The following is a 23007-nucleotide window of genomic DNA, read 5'->3' on the forward strand; positions in this document are numbered from 1 at the left end:
GGCTTACTTCGCGAAGTAAATATAGATGGCGATTACAATAAAAGCGATAAATCCACTTGCAATTTTTACATGTTTCCAAGGCTCTATGGAAACCTGTTTGGTGTATTCCAATTGGAAGGGCTCTTTTCTAGGATAGAACTTTCCAATAATAAGCATGATGATAATGTTGGAAATGAACAATATGGCCATTACGTGAAGGTAGTGGGGATAAGCACCAGCTTCGACCAGATTTAGTTCAGCAGGGTCGGTAATTCCATTTGCCTTAGCTTCAGCCAGTGCATTGGCGACCATTTTAGGGCCAATAATAAACTGACTGATGATGTATAGAATAGACCCAGAAAGGATACCGACTTTGGCTGCAATGGCCGGAACTCTTTTGGTGAGATATCCAACTACAATAATGGTGAAAATAGGAATACTGTAGATTCCATTGATTTCTTGCAGATAGTTGAACAAACTTCCTGCATTGGCAATTAGAGGAGCAATAAACATTGCTGCAAGCGCCAAACATACACCAAAGACCTTACCGTATTTTACTATGGTCATTTCCGGGGCATTTTTATTGATATGCTGTTTGTAGATATCTATTCCAAATAAGGTTACAGAACTATTGAGTACACTATTAAAGGAACTCAAAATAGCACCGAACAATACTGCGGCAAAGAAGCCCATCAAAGGTTTGGGTAGTACGGCCCTTACCAGTTCTGGATAAGCAAGGTCACTGCTTGCTAATCCTCCCTCAAAATAGTAGTAGGCAATCATCCCGGGCAATACTAAAATAATAGGCCCCAAAATCTTTAAAAATGCCGCTAGAAGTAATCCTTTTTGACCTTCGGCAAGGTTTTTGGCTCCCAGTCCCCGTTGAATAATTTGTTGGTTGGTTCCCCAATAGAAAAGCTGAACCAACATCATTCCGGTAAAAATGGTTGAAAATGGCACTTCTTGTCCAGGGTTTCCCGTAGAATCAAAACGTTCCGGATTAGCGGTCATTAAGGTCTCCAGTCCTCCAAAAACACTTCCGTCACCAATAGCCATCAAACCAAAAACTGGAATCAGGACACCTCCAATAATAAGTCCTACGGCGTTTATACTATCCGAAACCGCAACTGCCTTCAACCCCCCAAAAACGGCGTATATAGAGCCTATAATACCAATTCCCCAGATACAGATAACCAAAGCAGTGGAATCTGAAACTCCAAGTAGTTCCGGTACATTGAACATGCCGCTAATGGCAACAGAACCGGAATATAAAATTACAGGAAGAAGCACCACCACATAACCTGTAAGAAACAATCCAGAGGTTATCGTCTTAGTGGTGACATCGAAACGCTTGGCCAAAAACTGTGGCACAGTGGTCAACCCACCCTTTAAGTAACGTGGGAGTAAAAATAGGGCCGTAACCACAATGGCCAGTGCAGCCAAGGTTTCCCATGCCATTACAGAAAGCCCATCTTTGTAGGCACTTCCATTTAGCCCAACTATTTGTTCGGTAGAAAGGTTTGTTAATAGCAATGAGCCCGCAATGACTCCGGCGGTAAGGCTTCTGCCACCCAAAAAATAACCATCGGATGATGTCTCATCAGTTTTTCTAACGGACCACCAGGATATTATTCCTACTAAAAGTGTGAATCCCAAAAAGGAAATAAGTGCCATAAATTAAAGTTTGATGTTTTGGCTCAATACCAAAACAGTTTGTTTAGTTGTGGATCAAATATATTGATTAATGATATTTTCGAACAGCTCTTGCTGACCACTCCTCTTTTTAATATCTTGATTTGTAGTGGCATGTGCATAAAGGTCTTCCAAAGAAAGTTTGCCTGTTTCGAATGCTTTTCCAGAACCAGTATCAAAAGATGCGTAGCGATCACTGCGCATGCTAATATAATTGGAATTTTCTAAAATGGCATTAGCCGCTAACAATGCTCTGGCAAAAGTATCCATTCCACCAATATGAGCATGGAAGATATCCTCCAAATCTGTAGAGTTCCTTCTTATTTTAGCATCAAAATTGATTCCTCCTCCCTGGAATCCACCAGCTTCAAGAATCACCAACATGGCTTTGGCGAGCTCATAGACGTTAACGGGAAATTGGTCGGTATCCCAACCATTTTGATAATCACCTCTGTTCGCATCAATACTTCCCAATAAATTATTATCTGCTGCTACTTGAAGTTCATGCTCAAAAGTATGCTGTGCCAAAGTAGCGTGGTTCACTTCAATATTGAGTTTGAAATCGTCCAATAAATCGTACTTGCTCAGGAAGCCCAAAACCGTAGCTGAATCAAAATCGTATTGATGTTTTGTGGGTTCCATGGGTTTTGGTTCTATAAAGAAGTTTCCTTTAAAACCTTGTTTTCTGGCATAATCTTTTGCCATGTGCAGAAAACGGGCCATATGGTCCAATTCCCGTCCCATATCGGTGTTCAATAGCGACATATATCCTTCTCTACCTCCCCAAAAAACATAGTTTTCACCTCCAAGTTTAATGGTCGCATCAAGTGCATTTTTTACCTGGGCACCAGCAAAGGCAACTACATCAAAATCAGGGTTGGTTGCAGCCCCGTTCATGTATCTTGGATTACTGAAACAGTTTGCGGTTCCCCACAAAAGTTTCACTCCTGATGCGGCCATTTTCTCTTTGGCATAATCGGTGATGATTTCCAATCTTTTTTCGGATTCGGCCAAAGTGTTTCCTTCACTGATCAAATCAAAATCATGGAAGCAAAAATATGGAGCACCAATTTTTGTAATAAACTCAAAGGCAGCATCCATTTTATCCTTGGCTTGTTGCACAGGGTCAGCACTTGTCAACCAGGGAAATTCCATTGTAGGGGCACCAAAGGGGTCTCCACCAATTCCTGTAAAGGTGTGCCAATAGGCAATGGCAAACCTAAAATGTTCTTTCATGGTCTTGCCACCTACCATTTTTGTTTCATCATAATACTTGAAGGCGAAAGGATTGTCCGATTCCTTTCCTTCAAATTGAATCTTATCAATTCCTTTAAAAAATTCCTTATCTCCTGTTGTAATCATAATTTATTTATTGGTTTGTTCAGTTGTTTAAATACTCATTTAAGGATTTTTTCCATTTCAAATAGGCTTCTTGATATACTTGAGCCGAAATTTCAGGTTCGTGGGTCAATTCTACCTTGTCCGTAGCAGTAGCTTCCCCTATATTCTTAAAAACCCCGAAGGCATATGCCGCGGCTCTTGCTGCACCAACGGCACCTGTGGTTTCAACAATGTTGATTTGACTATTGGTGAGTGTGGCTATGGTCTTGGAAAAAATTTCGGCCCTAAAAAGGTTGTCATTTCCAGCCTTTATTGAGGAAATATTGACCCCGTCGTTTTTTAAGATTTCCATACCATATACAAAAGAGAAAGCAATACCCTCCAAAGCGGCCCTGTATATATGGGCAGCCTTGTGCACATTAAAGTTAAGGTTTAGTATCCGAGATCCTTTGTTGTAATTCTTCAACATTCGTTCTGCGCCATTTCCAAAAGGGAGAATCTGGAGTCCATTGGACCCAATGGGAACGGTTCCAGCTTCTTGGTTCATTTGATTATAGGAAATTCCGTTGCTAAGTTCGTTTTTTATCCAGCTATACTGGATTCCGGTACCATTGATACATAACAATTTCCCTATTCGCGGATGTTCCGAACTATGATTGGTGTGTGCAAAACTGTTGATCCTTGTATGTTCGTTGGTATTTTTTTGACCCGAAATGGCATAGACTACCCCCGATGTTCCACCCGTGGCAGCAATTTGTCCAGGTTCCATTACATTGAGCGATAATGCATTGTTGGGTTGATCACCTGCCCGATACATGATGGGAATGCCTTCTGGCAATCCACTTTCCACAGCACCTTGTTTGTTTACAATACCCTGTTCCGAAAAAGAGGGACGAATCTCTGGAACCAAGGATGAATCTATTCCCGCGTCTTCCAAAAGCCAATCGGCCAAATCATTTTTTTTAAAGTCCCACATAATTCCTTCAGAAAGCCCGGAAGGGGTGGCGATACATTGTCCGGATAACCGTAAGGCGATATAATCGCCAGGAAGCATGAATTTATGGATTTTCTTGTACAGATCAGGCTCGTTGTCTTTGACCCATTTCAATTTGGAAAGGGTGAAATTTCCAGGAGAATTCAATAAATGTTCTACACATTTTTCAGTGCCAGCACTTTGAAAAAGTCGCTCGCCAATATCCACTGCTCTACTATCGCACCAAATAATGGAAGGTCTGAGCGGTTTTAGGTCTTTGCCCACAACGACCAAACCATGCATTTGGTAGGAAATACCAATTCCTTTAATGTCTTTTTCATCAATGCTGTTTTCTGAAATTAATTTTTTGGATGCAATACAAAGATTTTGCCACCAAACCTCTGGATCCTGTTCGGCCCAGCCTGGTTTAGTGGAGGTAATGTCCATTTCCTTCTCGGGATATTGGGCCATGCCAACAAAACTCCCGTCATCGGCGCGTATCAAAGCCGCTTTTATGGAGGAACTTCCAATATCAAAACCAATCCAATACATATATAAAGGTTAAAAGCGCAATGAAAATAGCTAATTATTATGAAGTTCATCTTATTGTTTTAAATATTCAACAGAAAAATCAATAATCGTTTGCTAACAATAATTTAAACTAAAAGGTGCGGCTACTTTCTTATAAATTTGAGTAATTTGAAACATAATTTTATTATTTGTAAACATTGATTGATAAAAGTGTGGTCCAAAAGCGACCGGGTCTACTATTTGTTCTGCATGCTTCTCTTGCTGCTTTTGGCACTTACTTTTGTATGTACGCTTTTAGAAAGCCTTTCTCTGTAGCTACTTTTGAGGGCTTGGCTTTTATGGGAATGGATTACAAAATACTACTTGTTATTGCCCAGGTTTTGGGCTATGCGCTTTCCAAATTTGTCGGGATAAAAGTTATATCAGAATTAAAACCAAACCGCAGGTTACTCTATTTAATTTCGTTGATCGTACTGGCCGAAATGTCCCTGTTGCTCTTTGCTTGGGTACCGGCACCGTACAATATTCCGTTTATGTTCCTCAACGGTTTTCCATTAGGGATGATTTGGGGAATCGTGTTTTCTTATATCGAGGGAAGACGGTTTACCGATATATTAGGGGTAGTGCTTTCCGCTAGTTTTATTGTTTCTAGTGGGGTGGTAAAATCAGTAGGGCTTTTTGTGATGAATTCCTGGGGGGTGAGTGAATTTTGGATGCCCTCCGTAACCGGGGCTCTATTTTTTATACCACTTTTGATTTGCTCTTACCTTTTGCAAAAAGTACCTCCGCCAACACCTGAAGATATTGCCAATAGAACAGAACGAATCCCCATGACTGCCATGGATAGAAAAAGCTTGATAAAAAAGTTCTTTTTTCCATTGCTCTTAATTGTATTGTTCTATACTTTTTTGACTGCTTTTAGGGATTTCAGGGACAATTTTGCACGTGAACTTTGGGACAGTATAGGTTACCAAGGTGATGCTTCTGTTTTTTCAACTTCTGAAATAATTATCGCTATGGTGGTACTATTGATTATTGGTGCCATTTTCTATATTAAGGACAACTTTAAAGCTCTTTTGACATATCATGCGCTGCTTTTATTGGGGACACTGGTTTTGGCCGCAAGTACAGCCATGTTTCAATTGGGAATTTTAGATCCATTCATATGGATGGTATCCACAGGTTTTGGACTTTACATATGTTATGTACCATTCAATTGCCTTTTTTTTGATCGTTTTATTGCCACTTTTAAGGTGAAAGGAAATTCGGGTTTTCTTATTTATATCGCCGATGCCTTCGGGTATGTGGGCAGTGTTTTGGTCTTGTTGTATAAAAACTTTGGACAGGCCAACTTATCTTGGCTCAACTTCTTTGTATATGGAACCTATGCTGTTGCCTTTATCGGAATCTGTAGCACGGTAATTTTATTTCTACACTTTGCGGCACGTCGCAAAGCGGAACAACTAAACAACCAATTGGAATATGGACAAAAAATATGATGCCGTCATAATTGGTGGTGGCATTTTGGGGACTTTTCATGCCTACCACGCATTGGAATTGGGCTTGAAAGTATGTTTGGTGGAAAAAGATGCCTATCCCAAAGGGGCGACCACCCAAAATTTTGGACAGGTAGTGCCTTCGGGCATGAATACCAAATGGCAAAAATATGGTCGTGAGAGTCTTAGAATTTATAAAGAGATCCAGTCCAAGTTTGATATCAGCATCCGTCAGAATGGAACGGTGTACTTGGCCTCCAACGAGGAAGAGGAACAACTATTGGTAGAACTTAGGGCTATAAATAGTGGAAACGACTATGCATCCAAAATGCTAACTAAGCAAGAGTGTTTGGAAAAATATCCTGGGCTACGAAAAGATTATGTGGTGGCGGGGCTCTTTTTTCCCGAGGAAGTTACCGTGGAACCTAGAACCATGATCCATAAGCTTCAGGAATATTTGGTTGCCCATAAAGGTTTGGAGATCAAGTTCGATTTTCCTGTTATTTCCTGTGAATCCGATGGGGAATGGGTATCGGTTCAGAATACCAAAAACGAAACCATTTTCGGGAAAAAGGTAATTATATGCAATGGAAGCGATTTTAAAAATTTATATCCAGAGACTTTTTTGTCGAGTGACCTTGAGGTTTCCAAATTGCAGATGATGCAGACCAAACCCCAAGGGAACTACAATTTAAAGGGGTCTATCTTAACAGGATGGTCCATTCGCAGATACGAAGCGTTTCATGAATGCCCGTCTTTTAAGAAAGTCAAGGAAAATGAGCCAAAGGAAAGCTTTCAAAAAAAATGGGGAGTACACATCCTATTTAAACAGGCTATGGATGGTTCTATTATATTGGGAGATTCCCATCAATATGCCAATGCCGATAAAATTGAAGATCTTGGTTATGACCTGGATATGGATATCGATAATTTTATGATCGAGGAGGCCAAGAAAATAATAGACCTGCCCACCTATCAAATCCAGAAAAGGTGGTACGGGATGTACTCACAATGCAAGAACAGCGATATATTCCAAAAAACTATTGACGATAACATTCATATAGTAACAGGGATTGGCGGAAAAGGGATGACGGGCAGTGCCGGATTCTCCAAAAAAAATATTGCTACAATTTTTAATACACAGAAAATCAATTTATGAAAAAAATAGAGTTGGCCGTTTTTGATATGGCGGGCACTACGGTGAACGAAGACAATGTAGTGTACAAAACGGTTAAGGCAGCTTTGGGCAAACACAATGTTGAGGTTTCTTTGGATACGGTACTGGAGTTTGGTGCCGGTAAGGAAAAGTTCAAGGCCATTGCCGATATTTTGAAAGAGACTAAAAACGAGAATGTGGATCCCAATGCTGTTTTTCAAGAGTTTAAAGAAATGTTGGAAGAGGCTTATGCCAATTTGAATGTAACCACCTATGATGGTGTGGAAGAACTCTTTCAAGTATTGAAATCCAAAAATGTGAAGGTGGTCCTGAACACGGGCTACGACCATAAAACAGCACAATCCCTATTAAATAAATTGGGTTGGGTTCCAGGCGAACAAATTGATGCATTGATTACAGCCGACGATGTGGTAAAAGGAAGACCATCTTCGGAAATGATTGATAAGGCCATGGCGATGTTCAAAATATCAGAATCAGAAAATGTTTTGAAGGCCGGTGACTCGGTTATTGATATTGAAGAGGGTAAAAATGCCAACTGCGGATGGACCGTCGGGGTATTAACAGGAGCTCAGACCCGTGAACAATTGGCAACTGCCGACCCTACCTTAATATTGGATTCGTTGGCTGATTTGGCCAAAGTATTGTTTCCTTGATTATATAAAGAAATAGACCACCAACATTTTAGAGGGAACTTTTCCTCTGTTGATAGGTACATGGGGGATTCTACCATCAAAAAAAATGGAATCCCCTTCTTTTAGCAGCACTTCTTGATCTCCTATCTCATAATAGCATTCTCCGGTTAAAATATATTTGAACTCGAAAGCATCGGTTACTACCTTATCGCGTTCCGAGTTGGGCTGTACTTCCAAAAGCACACTTTCAAAACCTACGGAGTTCAATTGTTTTCCAAAAATGTAGTTGTATGAGAACCCAACAGCTTCATCTTCTTTTTCTATGATGGATTGCTCATCTTTACGAGTGACCAAAAAATTATGGCCATTGGCCTTTGGAATACCATCAAAGAAATCTGTCATTTCTGTTTCCAAGGCCCCAACTATTTTCAAAAAAACTGGCAATGAAGGAATGGTTCGGCCATTTTCAATACGGGAAATAAGTCCTGCAGTTACTCCGGCACTGATGGCAACATCATTTATGGTCTTTTTATTGTTTTTACGAATTTGCTTAATTCTTTTTCCAATACCGATGAGGTAATCTTCCATTTTTATATAGACTCTAAAAGTTTAGTATTTATAATATTCTTTGATTGGTCATAGATAAGAAAAAAAATCTGTTAATCTATTGCTGTACTGGGATATGTTCTAAAAATCAGTGTTGGCGGCAATTACTAAAAATTGAATATTTGTAAATAATGTTAACATAACATTAGGATATTTCATTTAACCTTTCCGTATCGTTTTTTTAATCTATTTGAAGGCCTGTCTTAACTCATGTGTTGGATATTTGTTGATAAATAATTAACCGAATTTTACAAATACTCAACAAATGAAAAAATCGATTGTAGCATTTTTACTTGCTTTTACCGTAAGTATAATTAGCTATTCGCAAGTCACCTTTTCAGGAAAGGTAGTAGACGAAAACAGCGTGCCGTTGCCTGGTGCATCGGTAGTTGTTAAAGGAGGATCCACTGGAGTGGCCACAGACTTTGATGGAAATTTCGAAATTGAACTTCCACAAGGCGGGGAGATGTTGGTGATTTCCTATATAGGGTACTTACCACAAGATTTGGATACATCTGGAAAAAGTACCGCAACAATCATGTTGCAACCGGATTCACAACAATTGGAAGAGGTTGTGGTAACCGCCTTGAACATTACTAGGGATGAGGAATCCTTGGGTTATTCTGTCCAAAAAGTGGGAGGTGATGAAATTTCACAATCAACCAGTACCAATACGGTAAGTACTTTATCAGGTAGAACAGCTGGTGTTCAGGTGGTTACCAATGGTACAGGTCCTGGGCAATCATCATCTGTAGTAATCAGGGGGTATTCCTCTATGCAGGGAGACAACCAACCATTATTTATAGTGGATGGTATTCCAATTAATAACAATACCGATACCCGAACCAATACGTTGGGTGGTGCTTCTAATATGAATCTGGACTACGGTAACGGTGCTGCCGAAATCAATCCGGATGATGTGGAATCCATCTCTGTATTAAAAGGTGCAAACGCAACAGCACTTTATGGTTCCAGAGCTGCCAACGGAGCGGTCATTATTACAACGAAGTCAGGTAAAGGGCGTAAAGGAGGAATTAGCTTTAGCTCCAAAACTACTTTTGAAAACGTTCTAAAAGCTCCAGAATATCAAGGAGTATATGGTCAAGGTAAAAACTTTGATTTTCAATTTGTGGATGGTTACGGAAGCGGAACCTATGATGGTGTAGATGAATCTTGGGGTCCATTGTTGGATGGAACTTTGCGTGCACAGCACGATTCCCCAACATCAAACGGACTTCGTGGCGGTGATGTTCACGGATTGGATTATATATTGGGGTCTTCGGGTGTTGATTTGGACCGAAGGGGAACCATTACACCTACACCATTTGTATATGGTGGAAATCCTGCTGAAGAATTCATGGAAACCGGTAGGACTTTGATCAACACGGTTTCATTTTTTGGTTCCAACGATAATGGAAACTACAGGGTGAGCTATACCAACTTGGACAACAAGGGTATTGTTCCCAATACCGACATAAAAAGAAACACCATTTCTGCTTCTGGAGACTATCAGATTACAGATAGATTAAAGGTGTCTTCAAAAATCAATTATATCCGGTCAGATTCCGATAACCGTCATGTAAATGGATATGGTACTGAATCTGTAATGTATCTGTTCATTTGGTGGGGTCAACAAGTCAATGTCAATAGTTTAAGAAACTACTGGCAAGATGGTCTAGAAGGATTCCAACAGTACAACTACAATTATAACTATCACGATAACCCTTACTTTACCATGTATGAGAATACCAATGGTTTGGCTAAGGACAGAATCATAGGGAACCTTTCTGCAACCTATGATATCAGTGATGATTTCAAATTTATGGTAAGGGGGGGTCGTGATTTCTTCTCCGAATATAGAACCATAAAAAGAGCTTATTCTACCCAGCGTTTCCCTAACGGACAGTTCAGGGAGGATAAAATCAATTTTCAGGAAACCAATTTGGATTTCTTGTTGACCTATGACAAGGATATTACCGATAAATTCAAGGTCAATGCCAATGTCGGTGGAAACAGAATGGTACAGAAAAACCATTTCAATTCCTTGATGGCCAACAAGCTTTTAATTCCAGGAATCTATTCTTTCTCCAACGTGGATGGAGCCTTGGTGCAGCGTACAAGCCGACCTGAAAAGCAAATAAACTCCTTGTATGCATTTGCTCAATTGGGATGGAACAGCAGTATTTACTTGGACCTAACTGCCCGTAACGACTGGTCTTCTACATTGCCAGAGCAAAACAACTCTTATTTCTATCCATCCGCTTCATTAAGTGTGGTGTTATCCGATCTATTTGATTTTAGTGGTCAGGATGTGCTAAGCTTTGCGAAACTTCGAGGGGGTTGGGCACAAGTTGGTAGTGATACCGATGCCTATAGACTTTCGGATTATTATGCTTTAGGAACCCCCGTTGGTGATAACCCTACGGCGAGCCCTTCCAATACATTGCCCAACTTTGATTTAAAACCTGAGATTCAGACATCGTATGAGTTTGGGACCGATTTGAGATTCTTCAATAATAAACTATCCTTGGATGCCACTTATTATAACTCGGTATCCAGAAACCAGATTTTGGACATCGATTTGCCCATTACCTCCGGTAAAACGGCAAGGACCATCAACGCAGGTAAAATTCGTAACCAAGGTTTGGAGATTATGTTAAGCGCCAATCCAGTTTCCAATCAGAGTTTTAACTGGAATACCTCTTTCAACTTTGGATTGAACCGAAACAAAGTCTTGGAATTGGCCGATGGTGTTGAAAGATACCAATATGGAGGAAATGGTATTTCCCTTGTCGCTGAAGAAGGAGGCTCCCTTGGTGATATGTGGGGAACAGGATTGGTAAAAGTGGAAGATGAAAATAGCCCATATTATGGTGACGTAATCTTTAATGAAGGCCTTGTTCAACAGGACAATACTTTGAGAAAACTCGGAAACTTTAATCCAGATTTTACATTGGGCTGGAACAATACAATTACCTATAAAAATCTTTCACTCAACTTTTTGCTCGATTGGAGACAAGGTGGGGAACTCTTGTCCAGGACACGTTTGATTGCTGCAACTTCTGGTAACGTTGTGGAAACGCTTTGGGGACGTTCGCCAGAATACGGAGGTCCTCATCCAGGTATTGCGGATTCAGGGCTTTCCTATGTAAATGGTGATGGTGTGACCCAAACAGATGGGATAATTGGTGATGGTGTGAAATTGCAAGATGGAGAATATGTACCCAATGATGTTATTGTACCTGCCAATGCATACCATAACAACAGATATAGAAGAAATAACGAAACAGAAGGTATTTACGATGCCACCTTTATAAAACTAAGAGAAGCGAGATTGACCTACGATTTCCCAACCAAATTGTTCAAGGGAGATGATATTAAAAAATTGAGCTTCTCAGTAATTGGGACCAACCTTTGGTTGTGGGCCAAGGATTTCAACCACGGAGATCCAGAGCTATTGTCTTTCGGAGGTGGAAGTTATGTGCCAGGGGTGGAAAATGCCACAGTACCTACTACTCGTAGCTTAGGATTTGCAATCAACGTAGAATTTTAATCAGGTTAATAACAACAACATGAAAAAGATATTTTTTATAGCGACAGTACTTGCAACGGCCCTTTGGTCTTGTGACAAGTTTGACGTGAGCAACGATAATCCGGATGTTGCCTTGAGCATCAACCAAAATCCGGAACTTCTCCTGACCAACCTTCAAAGAAGATCTATCAGGGAGGCCGTAGGTGGTTCTTGGAGTGAAGGAAACCTAATGGGACAATATGGTGCCCGAATTGTATTTACCTCTTTCGATTTGTTCGACTGGGGAGACCAAGGTGGAGCATGGAACAATTATTACTACGCCATTAGGGATGCAAAGGAATTGGAAACTTTGGCCAACGAAAACGAACTGAAAAGTTATGTGGCTGTTTCCAAAATTATGCAGACTTGGGCTTACAGTATATTGACCGATATGTGGGGAGACATTCCTTATTCTGAGGTAAACCAGGCCAGTGAGGAAAACTATACACCTATGTACGATGAGCAAGAAGCGATTTATACTTCAATGCTTGCAGAACTAGAGGCTGCCAATTCCATCTTAGCTGGGGCGGACCTTACCCAAATTAAGGGAGATCTTTTGTTTGATGGTGATTTGGATATGTGGAGAAAGTTTGCCAACTCACTTAGACTGCGTTTGGCGCTTAGGTTAAGCGAAGTATCTCCTTCAACTGCCTCTAGCGTTATAGCTGAAATTTATGGGAATCCAGGGCAAAATCCTGTAATGGAATCAAATGATGACAACGCCGCTCTTACATTCTTGTCGGCAAATCCAGATGCTCACCCTGTAACTGAAGAATCTGTATATCGTGTAGGTTCTTACAACGAATACAGAATTTCGGAACACTTTGTGACTATGTTGGAAGGATTTAATGACCCTAGATTGGAATTTTTTGCCGACCCAACAGCTAACTCTGTGGAAGCGGGAACGCCTGAAATTGTTGGTATGTTGAATGGAGTGGTAGATGGACCTGCTTATACCTACCAAGGAGGGGATGCATTCCTTTCAAAATTCAATATTGATTACTTCTATTTTCAGTCAAATGCCAACCAAGCAAGATTAATGCTTTACTCCGAGGTACAGTTTATTTTGGCAGAAGCAGCACAAAGAGGTTGGATAACCGGCAATGCCCAAACGTTTTACGAAGAAGGTGTTACTTCCAATTTTGAATATTGGGGGGTGGATCTGCCAGTTGATTACCTCACAAGGACTGGCGTTGCTTTTGATAATAGTTTAGAGACTATCATGACCCAAAAGTACATTAACCTGTTCTATACCGATTACCAAGGATTCATCGAATACAAAAGAACCGGTTTCCCTGCCACAATTGAGCCAGGACCCGATGCTTTCTACGATGTGTACCCAAGTAGGTTCGAGTATCCAAGTAACGAGGAATCTTTGAACAATGCGAACTATACCGAAGCTGCCAACAGAATTGGTGGTGACCAAATAACTACCAAGGTTTGGTGGGAAAACTAAGGTTTGCCAATGTTTAAAAAGAAACTTCATAAAGTAATGATCATGACCACGGGAATTTTGCTCCTGTGGTCTTGTTCTTCCAAAAAGGAAAAAGTCCCAAAAGGAATCGAGCATATTGTTGTCATCGGGATTGACGGGATGAGTCCCAACGGTATTCAAAATGCCAATACGCCAACGTTGGATTCCATGATTCAAAATGGAGCTGCAACCCTACACGCGAGGTCGGTTCTTCCATCAAGTTCCAGTCCCAACTGGGCCAGTATGATCATGGGTGCCGATACGGAACAACACGGTGTAACCTCCAATGGATGGGAAAAGTTCGACCACCAACTACCTCCCGTTGTGGTTACCGAAAATGGAACCTTTCCAACCATTTTTACACTTTTTAAAGACCAACAACCCGAAGCCCATGTCGGAGCCATTTACGATTGGGATGGATTTGGGCGCTTATTCGAAAAGTCAGATGTGGATTTTGATATTGATGGGGACCACGAGGACAAAACCACCGAGGAAGCGGTAAACTATATTAAAGAACACAAGCCAAAATTCACTTTTATGCACTTGGACCACGTGGATCATGCAGGTCATGCCCAAGGTCACGGGACTCCAGATTATTACCTAGCGGTGGAAAAAGCAGATTCCTTGATTGTAGAAATCGTGAATGCAACAAAAGACGCGGGCATCTTCGAAAAAACCATGTTCATCGTTTCTGCAGATCATGGAGGATTGGGCTTTGGACACGGAGGGGAAAGCTTGGCCGAAATGGAAATACCCTTCATTATGTACGGTGCAGGTATCAAAAAGGGCTACAAAATAGAAGAAACCGTTTATCAGTACGACAATGCACCTACTATAGCCTACGCCATGGACTTGCAAATACCTCAAGCTTGGATAGGCAGACCTGTAAAAGGCGCTTTCATAGGAAATGAAGCCCCAAAACTTATCTACAAGCGAAAAGAGCAAATAACCCAACCAAAAATTCTTCCGGATGCTGGCTATTTTGAGCCGGCCGGGGGAGTTTTTAAAGCAGATTCGGTTGCTGTGGTAATGCAAAACGCAAATAATGTCGGTGAAATTTGATATGCCATTGGAAACAAAGTGCCCACATTGGAAAACAGCCAAGTGTATCAAGATATGTTTTACTTAAAGCAGACGGACATTATTAAGGCAGGGGTCTTTCAGAATGATCAATTGGTAAGCACCATTGCCGAAGGAAGCTTCAGAATTGTATCAAAAGGAAAACAAGATCCAGTTACGTTTCAAGTATATCAGGTGAACGGGATAGAAAAGTTACCCGATTTCGCTGATTTCAATCCCATTCTTGAAGGTTTTGTAACTGAATTTTCACATAAGCAGGCATTATCAGAAGAGATACCACAAGAGCAAGTTGCTGTTACTTTTGAAAGTTATTTGGAAGTGCAGGAAGCAGGGAAATATACTTTTTTCACCAATAGTGATGATGGCAGCAAACTATATGTGAACGGCACTCAAATTGTAGACAATGACGGCGACCACGGTGTAATGGAACGCAGCGGTTCTTTGGAACTTGCCAAAGGGAGACATTTAGTACGAGTGGAGTTTTTTAATGGTGGCGGAGGCTACCATTTAGATGCAAAGTATAAAGGTCCGAATATCCCAAAGCAAATCATTCCGGCAAACCATTTATATAGAGAAAAATAAGTATGTATTTCAACCTCAAAAAACTTGGTCTTTTCTTCCTCATCTTTTTGATGATGCAAATCGTTAATGGGCAAGACCGGAAACTACCCAAATGGCAACCCGGATTTTTGGATATACACCACATTAACACGGGTAGGGGCGATGCGGCTTTTATGGTATTCCCCGATGGAACAACCATGTTGGTGGATGCAGGTGATATGTCAGAAACCCATCCGAGGACAACATCGAGAAGAAACGCAAAGTTGGTTCCCAACAGGTCCAAAACCGCTCCCCAATGGATTGTAGATTATATACATCAATTCTTGCCCGAAAAGCAGGAGCGTCGATTGGATTATGCCCTGATCACCCATTACCACGATGATCACTTTGGAGAGCTGGATTCCTTGCGCAAGATTGCTCCCGGAGGGTATAAGCTAACGGGGATTATGGAAGTCGGAACCTTGATTCCCATTAAAAAATTGATTGATCGTGGATTTAATTATCCAATCAATTTGAAAGATAAAGAAGTGCAGTCCCAAGAACGATTTTCTAGGGATGCCTACGGAATGATTCCTACCTTGAAGGAGTATTGGAATTTCATTGCATATCAATCGGAAAAAGTGGGTTTGGAAAATGAAGCCTTACAGGTGGGAAGTAACAATCAAATTGAATTAAAACATCACCCAAAGGATTATCCCAAGTTTTCTGTTCAAAATATAGCCTCCAATGGGAATATTTGGACAGGTTACGACAATTCGTTTTACCCACTTTTTAAAGAAGGGGAGTATCCGGGAGAAAACCCTCTGAGCAATGCTATCCGAATTGATTTTGGAAAGTTCAACTATTACACGGGAGGAGATATTGCAGGCATTAATGGGTTTGGACAGACCGATATTGATGCCTTGGAATCCCACGTAGCCCCAGTTGTTGGTCCGGTGGATGTAGCAACTTTGAATCATCATGGCAATCGGGATTCACAGAATCCATTTTATGTGCGGACAATTCGTCCTAAAGTATGGATTCAGCAAAACTGGACGGCCGACCATCCAGGGGAAGAGGTGCTGAGAAGAATAACATCAAAAAAGCTTTACCCCGGCGACCGGGATATTTTTTCGACCATTATGCTGCAAGGCACCAAAGATGTGATTGGTGGTAGGTTGAATCAATATAAAAGTCAAAACGGACATATTGTTGTTCGGGTTTATGATAACGGCGACACATATGATGTTTATGTGTTGGACGATACATCCGAAGAGCGAGAAATAATAAGTAAGCATGGACCATACAAAACGCGATAAGCACAACTCAGGGTCTGTTGTGGAAGGCGATATCAATCTAACTCCTGCTCGGGGGGAATGGTTGCAGGACGAAGTGAGCGAAGAGACCAGGGAGCTACTGGAAAAGGATGCCAAGTATTTTATGCATCAATCCATGTCCACCCCTTGTTTGGACGTACTTCAAAATTGTGAAGGATCGCACATTGAAAGTGTCTCTGGAAAAAAGTATCTGGATTTTCATGGAAACAATGTGCATCAAATCGGGTTTTCCCATCCAAAATTGATTTCAAGATTAACGGAGCAACTTCAAAACTTAACTTTTTCCACCAGAAGATATGCCAATGAAACGGCGGTTCAATTTGCGGAGAAATTAACTTCCTATACTCCCGAAGGGCTCAATAGAATTCTATTAACACCAAATGGAAGCTCAGCAATCGGCATTGCCTTAAAATTGGCCAGGGCCGTAACAGGTAAGCACAAGGTAGTCTCCTTTTGGGATTCGTTTCATGGAGCCTCTTTGGATGCTATTAGTGTAGGCGGAGAATCGGCTTTTCAAGAACATATGGGACCTTTGATGCCTGGTGTGGAACGAATTCCACCTCCAATTACCTATCGTGGTATTTTTGAAGGGAATGAGGACAAAGCCCTGGAATATTTAGAGTATGTTTTGGAAAAAGACCAACAAATTGGAGCTTTTTTGGCAGAGACTATCCGCAATACCGATGTGCAGATTCCCTCGGAAAAGTTCTGGAAAGGAGCACGGGGACTCTGTAACAAACATGGTGTTTTACTTATTTTAGATGAAATCCCAATCGCTTTCGGAAGAACGGGCACTATGTTCGCTTACGAACTGTTTGGCATTGAACCGGACATTCTTTGTTTGGGAAAAGGCCTCGGAGGAGGAATAATTCCGCAAGCCGCCATTGTTACCCGAGAAGAGTACAACAAATTTGGGCATATTTCCCTTGGGCATTACACCCACGAGAAAAGTCCGTTGGGGTCTATGGCGGGATTGACCCTTTTGGAAGTTTTGGAAGAAGAAAACCTCTTGCAGAAAGTAAAGGAAGATCAAAAATTCATGAAGAAAGCCCTTTACAAAATGCACCGAAAATATTCTTTGATCGGAGATGTGCGCGGAGTTGGGCTTTTATGGGGAATCGAATTGGTAACCGATAGAACCACCAAAGAAAAAGCTACAGCCGAGGCCGAGGAAATCATGTACGAATGCTTAAAACAGGGGTTGAGTTTTAAAGTTTCCAAAGGAAATGTACTCCAACTATCACCCCCATTGACCATAACCAGAGAAGAACTTGAAAAAGCCGTGGAAATTTTAAATGAGGCTTTTCTAAAAACCAATGCCATAGCCTAATGAAAAAAATCACGCAACTCCTTATTGTGTTTTGTATGGGTTTGATGCAAGTAACTGCACAAACCGAACCCCAAATTTTGGTACAGCCTTATCTTCAGGATGCCGAACCCAATTCCATTGTGATTATGTGGGAAACCACTAGCGGCGAAAAAAGTATTGTAGAATGGGGAACTACCGAGAAATTGGGCAAAAAAACATCTGGAAAGGCCTGCGACATCAATTTCTCGGATTCCAGGGTGCATACCGTAAAATTGGAAGGCCTAAAACGTTTTACGGAATACTATTATCGGGTAAAAACGGGCAAGGCCAAATCCGATATCTATCAGTTCAAGACCCCTCCCTTTTCCAGTGATCAGGAATCGTTCAATATTGTTGCCATGAGCGATATGCAATACGATAGCCAGCATCCGAACAAGTTTTCGGAAATCGTGAATCAGGGAGTGCTTCAATATCTCGAAAAAGAACACGGAGGTAAACTGCCCGATAATTTAGCTATGGTCATGATACCTGGGGATTTGGTTCAGAGTGGAAGTAAATATTACCAATGGAAGGAACATTTCTTTGATCCAGCCCAAAAATTATTTGCTGAGGTACCTGTATATCCCGTTTTGGGGAACCATGAACGGAATTCCGTTTTCTATTTTAAATATTTCAGCCTTCCCGAAAATGGAACCCCTGCTTACGCCGAACATTGGTGGTACAAGGACTATGGCAATACGCGAATTATTGGGTTGAATTCCAACGAAGGCTACCGTGATCTTCGGGAACAATATGAATGGCTGGAAAAAGTATTGGCCGATACAGAAAGGAACGATGATATTGATTTTGTTTTTGCGCAATTGCATCACCCACACAAATCCGAACTTTGGATACCCGGTGAAGAAGAATCAACAGGAAAAGTGGTGAAAATGCTCGAAGCGTTCTCCACCAAAACAGGAAAGCCGAGCATTCATTTTTTTGGACATACACACGGTTATTCCCGAGGACAGTCCAGAGATCACAAACATTTATGGATCAATGTGGCCTCCGCAGGTGGTGCCATAGACAATTGGGGTGAGTTCGAAGGACGTGATTACGATGAGTTCACCGTTACCCAGGACGAATATGGTTTTGTAATGGTGGAAGTTGATGGAAACCGAGATGATCCCAAATTCACCATCAAAAGAATAAGTCAAGGAAACAACATTAAGGAGAGAAACAACGAACTTCGAGATAGTATTACCATTTGGCGATTGGATAAAAAGCCTAATGCCCCCAAAGTGGTTTCTCCAATAAATAATGAGATGGTGAATGAAGAATTCGCAATGCTGAAAGCTGGAGAATTTTCAAGTCCGCTGAGCGGTGCTTTCCATGCCGCAGCACATTGGCAAGTTTCCGAGTCGCCCGATTTTGACAATTTGGCCTTGGACAGTTGGAAACAGTTTGAAAACTGGTATTACAAGGAAAACCGTCAAAAAGAAGACGATTTGACCGATGAAAAGACCAAACGATTAAAACCCAACACTACCTATTATTGGAAGGTTCGATACCGTGACCAAAACCTCAATTGGAGCGATTGGTCCGAAATAGCATCATTTAAAACACCACAGGAAAATGAAAAATAAAATTATTCTTTTGATGGCTGCCCTTGCAGCAATGTTTAATATCAATGCGCAAAACGAAGAAGACACCAAGGTGATATTGATCACTTTGGATGGTTTTCGCTGGCAGGAACTGTTCACGGGAGCGGACTCCCTTTTAATTGGCAACAAGGATTATGTCCACAATGTCAATATGTTGAAAAAGGCTTTTTGGAGGGAAACACCAGCAGCAAGAAGAGAAACACTATTGCCATTTATATGGAATCAAGTGGAAAAGATGGGTCAGATTCATGGAAATCGAAAGTCGGGCAGTAAGGTAAACTTGACCAACTCCATGTGGTTTTCCTACCCAGGCTACAACGAAATTTTGACAGGAGCCTCGGATGACGAACGTATCACTAGCAATGATAAAATACCAAACCCCAATACTACGATTCTGGAACGATACAACAATACCCCCCAAGGCAAAGGAAAAGTAGGTGCCTTTGGCAGTTGGGATGTGTTTCCATACATCATCAACGAAGAGCGTTCTGGCGTTCCGGTAAATGCGGGTTTTGAAGCCGCTACAGGAAATTTGAACGAAAGGGAAAAATTCTTGAACCAGCTTCAGGAACAGATACCAAGTCCATGGGGTTCGGTTCGGTTGGATGCCTTTACCCATCATTATGCTTTGGAGCATATGAAAAAAGAACATCCGAAGCTTGTTTATATTTCTTACGGAGAAACCGATGATTTTGCCCACGATGGGGATTATCAGGCGTATTTAAAATCGGCCCATAACACGGATTCTCTTATCAAAGAGATTTGGGAATTTACCCAACAGGATGATTTTTATAAGGGTCAAACCGTTTTCATAATCACCACCGATCATGGTAGGGGGACACAACCTTTAGATACTTGGAGAAGTCATGGAAGTAACATAAAAGGCGCAGGTCAGGTTTGGATGGTAGCTTTTGGAAAAAATGTAAAGGCTTTGGGCGAGGTTCGTCAACAGGAACAATTGTATTCCAACCAATTTGCACCCACAATTTTAAAATTGTTGGGAATGCCTATTTTGAAAGAAATAAAGGGGGAACCCATAAAATTATAAGTTTAAGTAGGTTTGATTCAGTTTATTAGTTTGCGTTAATCCGCAAGAGACCCGTACCAAGTGTACGGGTCTTTCTTTTAAGGCAATTGATTAATAGCCGCTGTTTTTGCCAAAATAGTTACCTTAGGGCAGTGTATTTTTAACTATATGGAAGAAGAGCTTTTAGGAACATTCAGCAACTATTTTGAACAACCCCTTATCGATGAGATACTTGCAGAGGGTAAATTAATGGAAGTCCCTGCGGGCGAAACCATAATGGACATTGGACAGTATATCAGAAGCATACCATTGATGTTGTCCGGGGCCATAAAAGTACTTCGGGAAGATGAAGAGGGTGATGAGCTGCTTTTGTACTATTTGGAACAGGGCGAAACTTGTTCGGTAACCATGGCATGCTGTATGGGACATACAAAAAGTGAAATTAGAGCCATTACTGAGACGGAGACCAAACTTATTATGGTCCCCGTTCAGAAAATGGAAGAATGGATGGCCAAGTACAAAGGGTGGCGTAATTATGTTTTTGATAGTTATCAAAATCGCTTGAACGAACTGCTTCAGACCGTTGATAGTATTGCCTTTAAAAATTTAGATCAGCGACTTATGGATTATCTCAAAAAGAAGGTTGAGGTAACCAAGGATAATCGCATAAAAAGCACACATCAAGAGATTGCCTATGATTTGCATACCTCAAGGGTGGTGGTTTCCAGATTACTCAAAAAACTGGAAAAAATGAAAAAACTTGTGCTCCATAGAAATTATATTCATGTCATAGATCTTTAAGTTTGTACCCTTTGTTACTGTTGTTTGCCTTTAGGCAACCTATTTTTGCATAAAACCAATCGCATGCTCAAAAGGATTTTTCCTTTTTTAACGTGGATAAGCACCTATAATCGCTCATTGCTCTATGGCGATTTAATTGCAGGTATTACTGTAGGAATTATGCTGGTTCCTCAAGGTATGGCCTACGCCATGATTGCAGGTATGCCTCCCATTTATGGGCTGTATGCAGCATTGGTGCCCCAATTTGTTTATGCCATTACGGGAACATCAAGGCAATTGGCGGTTGGACCTGTTGCCATGGACTCTTTGTTGGTAGCAGCAGGAATTGGAGCTATGCAACTATCGGGAGAGGGAGCCTATATCTCAGCGGTTATATTCCTAACCTTACTCATAGGATTGGTTCAATTGCTTTTCGGGTTCCTTAAAATGGGGGCCTTTGTAAACTTTTTGTCCAAACCGGTAATTAATGGCTTTACTTCTGCGGCGGCTATATTGATTGGACTGGGGCAATTAAAGCATATACTTGGGATTGAATTGCCACAATCTGGAAAAATATACGTACTGCTAGGGAGTATTTTTAAAAGTTTGAATCATGTTCATCTTTTGACATTTGTTCTGGGGGTTTTGGTAATCCTGCTCATCATCGGTTTAAAAAAAATCAGCAAAAAATTGCCCATTCCTCTATTGATCGTGGTTCTGGGAATATTGGGTGTAGTGTTGTTCGGCCTTGAAGGTAAAGGAATCCATGTTGTAGGTGAAATTCCACAAGGACTTCCCAAATTTGAATTGCCCATTGGGCAATGGGATGAAATTGGTAAATTTCTTCCCATTGCACTTACCGTTGCCTTGTTCGGGTTCATGGAATCCATCTCCATTGCCAAAACTTTGGAAGAAAAACATCCGGAATACGAACTAGATGCCAATCAGGAGCTACGTGCCTTGGGATTGTCCAATATCTTGGGTTCATTCTTCCAATCGTTCTCGGTCTCTGGTGGATTTTCAAGGAGTGCCGTTAACGATGAGGCCGGCGCAAAAACTAGCATGTCGCTTGTTTTTAGCACGTTGGTCATTGCAGCTATATTGTTGTTTCTTACCCCTTTGTTTCATAACCTTCCTACCTTGGCATTGGGAGGAATCATCATTGTATCCGTTTTTGGTTTGATCGATATCAAATACCCATTGTTTCTATGGAAAAATAGAAAGGATGAGTTCCTGTTGTTAATAGCAACCTTTGTGATGACCCTTTCCATTGGTTTGATCGAGGGTATTATTTTAGGGGTATTGATTTCATTGTTATTGTTGGTCTATCGTATCTCCAAACCCCATGTTGCCATTTTGGGCAGGATAAAAGGAACAGATTATTTTAAGAATATCACCCGTTTTTCGGAAGACGTAGAAGTTTACGACGATATGTTGATTCTTCGTTTCGATGCACAGCTTTATTTTGGGAACAAAGACTATTTTAAAAAACAGCTTTATCAAGAAGTAGGAAAAAAAGGTACTAAGCTAAAGTTTGTGATCCTTAATGCCGAAGCCATAAATTATATTGATAGTAGTGCTACAGTATTGTTGGAACGGATAATTTTGGAGCTCCGGGAAAAGAATATCCAGTTTTTGATAGCAGGGGCCATTGGCCCTACAAGGGACATCCTTTATTCAAGCGGAATAATCGAAATATTAGGAGAAGAAAACCTATTTGTACAAACTATTGACGCCGTTGAATGTTGCACGAATCATCAAGAACGAAGTACGATTCAAAAAAAGGTGTCTTTGCAATCACAGAAAAAGAGTTTGTAAC

Annotated in this window: 17 protein-coding genes; 13 read left to right on the top strand and 4 right to left on the bottom strand. The window is 41.0% G+C overall.

Translation table 11 applies throughout. From position 1 onward, the window contains the following. Positions 1 to 3 precede the first annotated feature (3 nt). The 3 genes from ACQQ5U_RS16175 to ACQQ5U_RS16185 are packed head-to-tail and all read right to left on the bottom strand — an operon-like array spanning position 4 to position 4537. Positions 4 to 1653, bottom strand: coding sequence for a solute:sodium symporter family transporter (locus tag ACQQ5U_RS16175; protein WP_437399115.1), 1650 nt, complete (start codon positions 1651 to 1653; stop codon positions 4 to 6). Positions 1654 to 1707: 54 nt separating this feature from the next. Further along, positions 1708 to 3033 (bottom strand): xylose isomerase, encoded by a 1326-nt coding sequence (xylA, locus tag ACQQ5U_RS16180; RefSeq protein ID WP_437399117.1) that lies wholly within the window; start codon positions 3031 to 3033, stop codon positions 1708 to 1710. Positions 3034 to 3052: 19 nt separating this feature from the next. Beyond that, a complete protein-coding gene (locus tag ACQQ5U_RS16185) occupies positions 3053 to 4537 on the bottom strand; it encodes a xylulokinase (RefSeq protein WP_437399119.1) in 1485 nt (494 codons plus the stop codon). 263 nt (positions 4538 to 4800) lie between these two features. On the opposite strand from ACQQ5U_RS16185, the gene ACQQ5U_RS16190 reads away from it, so the two are divergent. The 3 genes from ACQQ5U_RS16190 to ACQQ5U_RS16200 are packed head-to-tail and all read left to right on the top strand — an operon-like array spanning position 4801 to position 7842. Next, positions 4801 to 6015 carry a DUF5690 family protein gene (locus ACQQ5U_RS16190; RefSeq protein WP_437399317.1) on the top strand — a complete coding sequence of 405 codons (1215 nt, stop codon included), beginning with the start codon at positions 4801 to 4803 and terminating at the stop codon, positions 6013 to 6015. Then, positions 5999 to 7171, top strand: coding sequence for a TIGR03364 family FAD-dependent oxidoreductase (locus ACQQ5U_RS16195; protein WP_437399120.1), 1173 nt, complete (start codon positions 5999 to 6001; stop codon positions 7169 to 7171). Before ACQQ5U_RS16190 ends, ACQQ5U_RS16195 begins: the two co-directional genes overlap by 17 nt. Further along, on the top strand, positions 7168 to 7842 hold the full coding sequence (locus tag ACQQ5U_RS16200) for a phosphonatase-like hydrolase (protein ID WP_437399122.1): 675 nt from the start codon (positions 7168 to 7170) through the stop codon (positions 7840 to 7842). Before ACQQ5U_RS16195 ends, ACQQ5U_RS16200 begins: the two co-directional genes overlap by 4 nt. Here the strand turns inward: ACQQ5U_RS16200 and ACQQ5U_RS16205 are convergent, their stop codons facing one another. Next, the gene (locus ACQQ5U_RS16205; protein WP_437399124.1) at positions 7843 to 8409 is read right to left on the bottom strand and encodes a helix-turn-helix domain-containing protein; all 567 of its coding nucleotides are present in this window, start codon (positions 8407 to 8409) and stop codon (positions 7843 to 7845) included. Between the two features lie 283 nt (positions 8410 to 8692). Here ACQQ5U_RS16205 and ACQQ5U_RS16210 point away from each other — a divergent pair, with 283 nt between their 5' ends. The 10 genes from ACQQ5U_RS16210 (at position 8693) to ACQQ5U_RS16255 (ending at position 23006) form a co-directional block, all read left to right on the top strand. Then, entirely contained in the window at positions 8693 to 11980 is a 3288-nt protein-coding gene (locus ACQQ5U_RS16210) for a SusC/RagA family TonB-linked outer membrane protein (RefSeq protein WP_437399125.1), read from the top strand. 19 nt (positions 11981 to 11999) lie between these two features. Then, on the top strand, positions 12000 to 13454 hold the full coding sequence (locus tag ACQQ5U_RS16215; RefSeq protein ID WP_437399127.1) for a SusD/RagB family nutrient-binding outer membrane lipoprotein: 1455 nt from the start codon (positions 12000 to 12002) through the stop codon (positions 13452 to 13454). Positions 13455 to 13463: 9 nt separating this feature from the next. Further along, positions 13464 to 14534 (top strand): alkaline phosphatase, encoded by a 1071-nt coding sequence (locus tag ACQQ5U_RS16220; RefSeq protein ID WP_437399128.1) that lies wholly within the window; start codon positions 13464 to 13466, stop codon positions 14532 to 14534. Positions 14535 to 14561: 27 nt separating this feature from the next. Further along, positions 14562 to 15134 carry a PA14 domain-containing protein gene (locus ACQQ5U_RS16225; protein WP_437399130.1) on the top strand — a complete coding sequence of 191 codons (573 nt, stop codon included), beginning with the start codon at positions 14562 to 14564 and terminating at the stop codon, positions 15132 to 15134. 2 nt (positions 15135 to 15136) lie between these two features. Continuing rightward, the gene (locus ACQQ5U_RS16230) at positions 15137 to 16411 is read left to right on the top strand and encodes a ComEC/Rec2 family competence protein (RefSeq protein ID WP_437399132.1); all 1275 of its coding nucleotides are present in this window, start codon (positions 15137 to 15139) and stop codon (positions 16409 to 16411) included. Continuing rightward, entirely contained in the window at positions 16389 to 17759 is a 1371-nt protein-coding gene (gene pbfA / locus ACQQ5U_RS16235) for a (R)-1-hydroxy-2-aminoethylphosphonate ammonia-lyase (protein WP_437399134.1), read from the top strand. The genes ACQQ5U_RS16230 and pbfA overlap by 23 nt, the downstream gene beginning before the upstream one ends. Then, complete coding sequence (locus ACQQ5U_RS16240) at positions 17759 to 19363, top strand: fibronectin type III domain-containing protein (protein WP_437399136.1); 1605 nt, start codon at positions 17759 to 17761, stop codon at positions 19361 to 19363. Before pbfA ends, ACQQ5U_RS16240 begins: the two co-directional genes overlap by 1 nt. Next, a complete protein-coding gene (locus ACQQ5U_RS16245; RefSeq protein ID WP_437399138.1) occupies positions 19353 to 20429 on the top strand; it encodes a phosphoglyceromutase in 1077 nt (358 codons plus the stop codon). The genes ACQQ5U_RS16240 and ACQQ5U_RS16245 overlap by 11 nt, the downstream gene beginning before the upstream one ends. Before the next feature lie 147 nt (positions 20430 to 20576). Continuing rightward, positions 20577 to 21209, top strand: a complete 633-nt coding sequence (locus ACQQ5U_RS16250; RefSeq protein WP_437399139.1) for a Crp/Fnr family transcriptional regulator — start codon at positions 20577 to 20579, stop codon at positions 21207 to 21209. A gap of 63 nt (positions 21210 to 21272) precedes the next feature. Then, positions 21273 to 23006 (top strand): SulP family inorganic anion transporter, encoded by a 1734-nt coding sequence (locus ACQQ5U_RS16255; protein ID WP_437399140.1) that lies wholly within the window; start codon positions 21273 to 21275, stop codon positions 23004 to 23006. Position 23007: the final 1 nt, after the last annotated feature.

Source organism: Flagellimonas lutimaris (genome assembly GCF_051494225.1).
Lineage (GTDB): Bacteria > Bacteroidota > Bacteroidia > Flavobacteriales > Flavobacteriaceae > Flagellimonas > Flagellimonas lutimaris_A.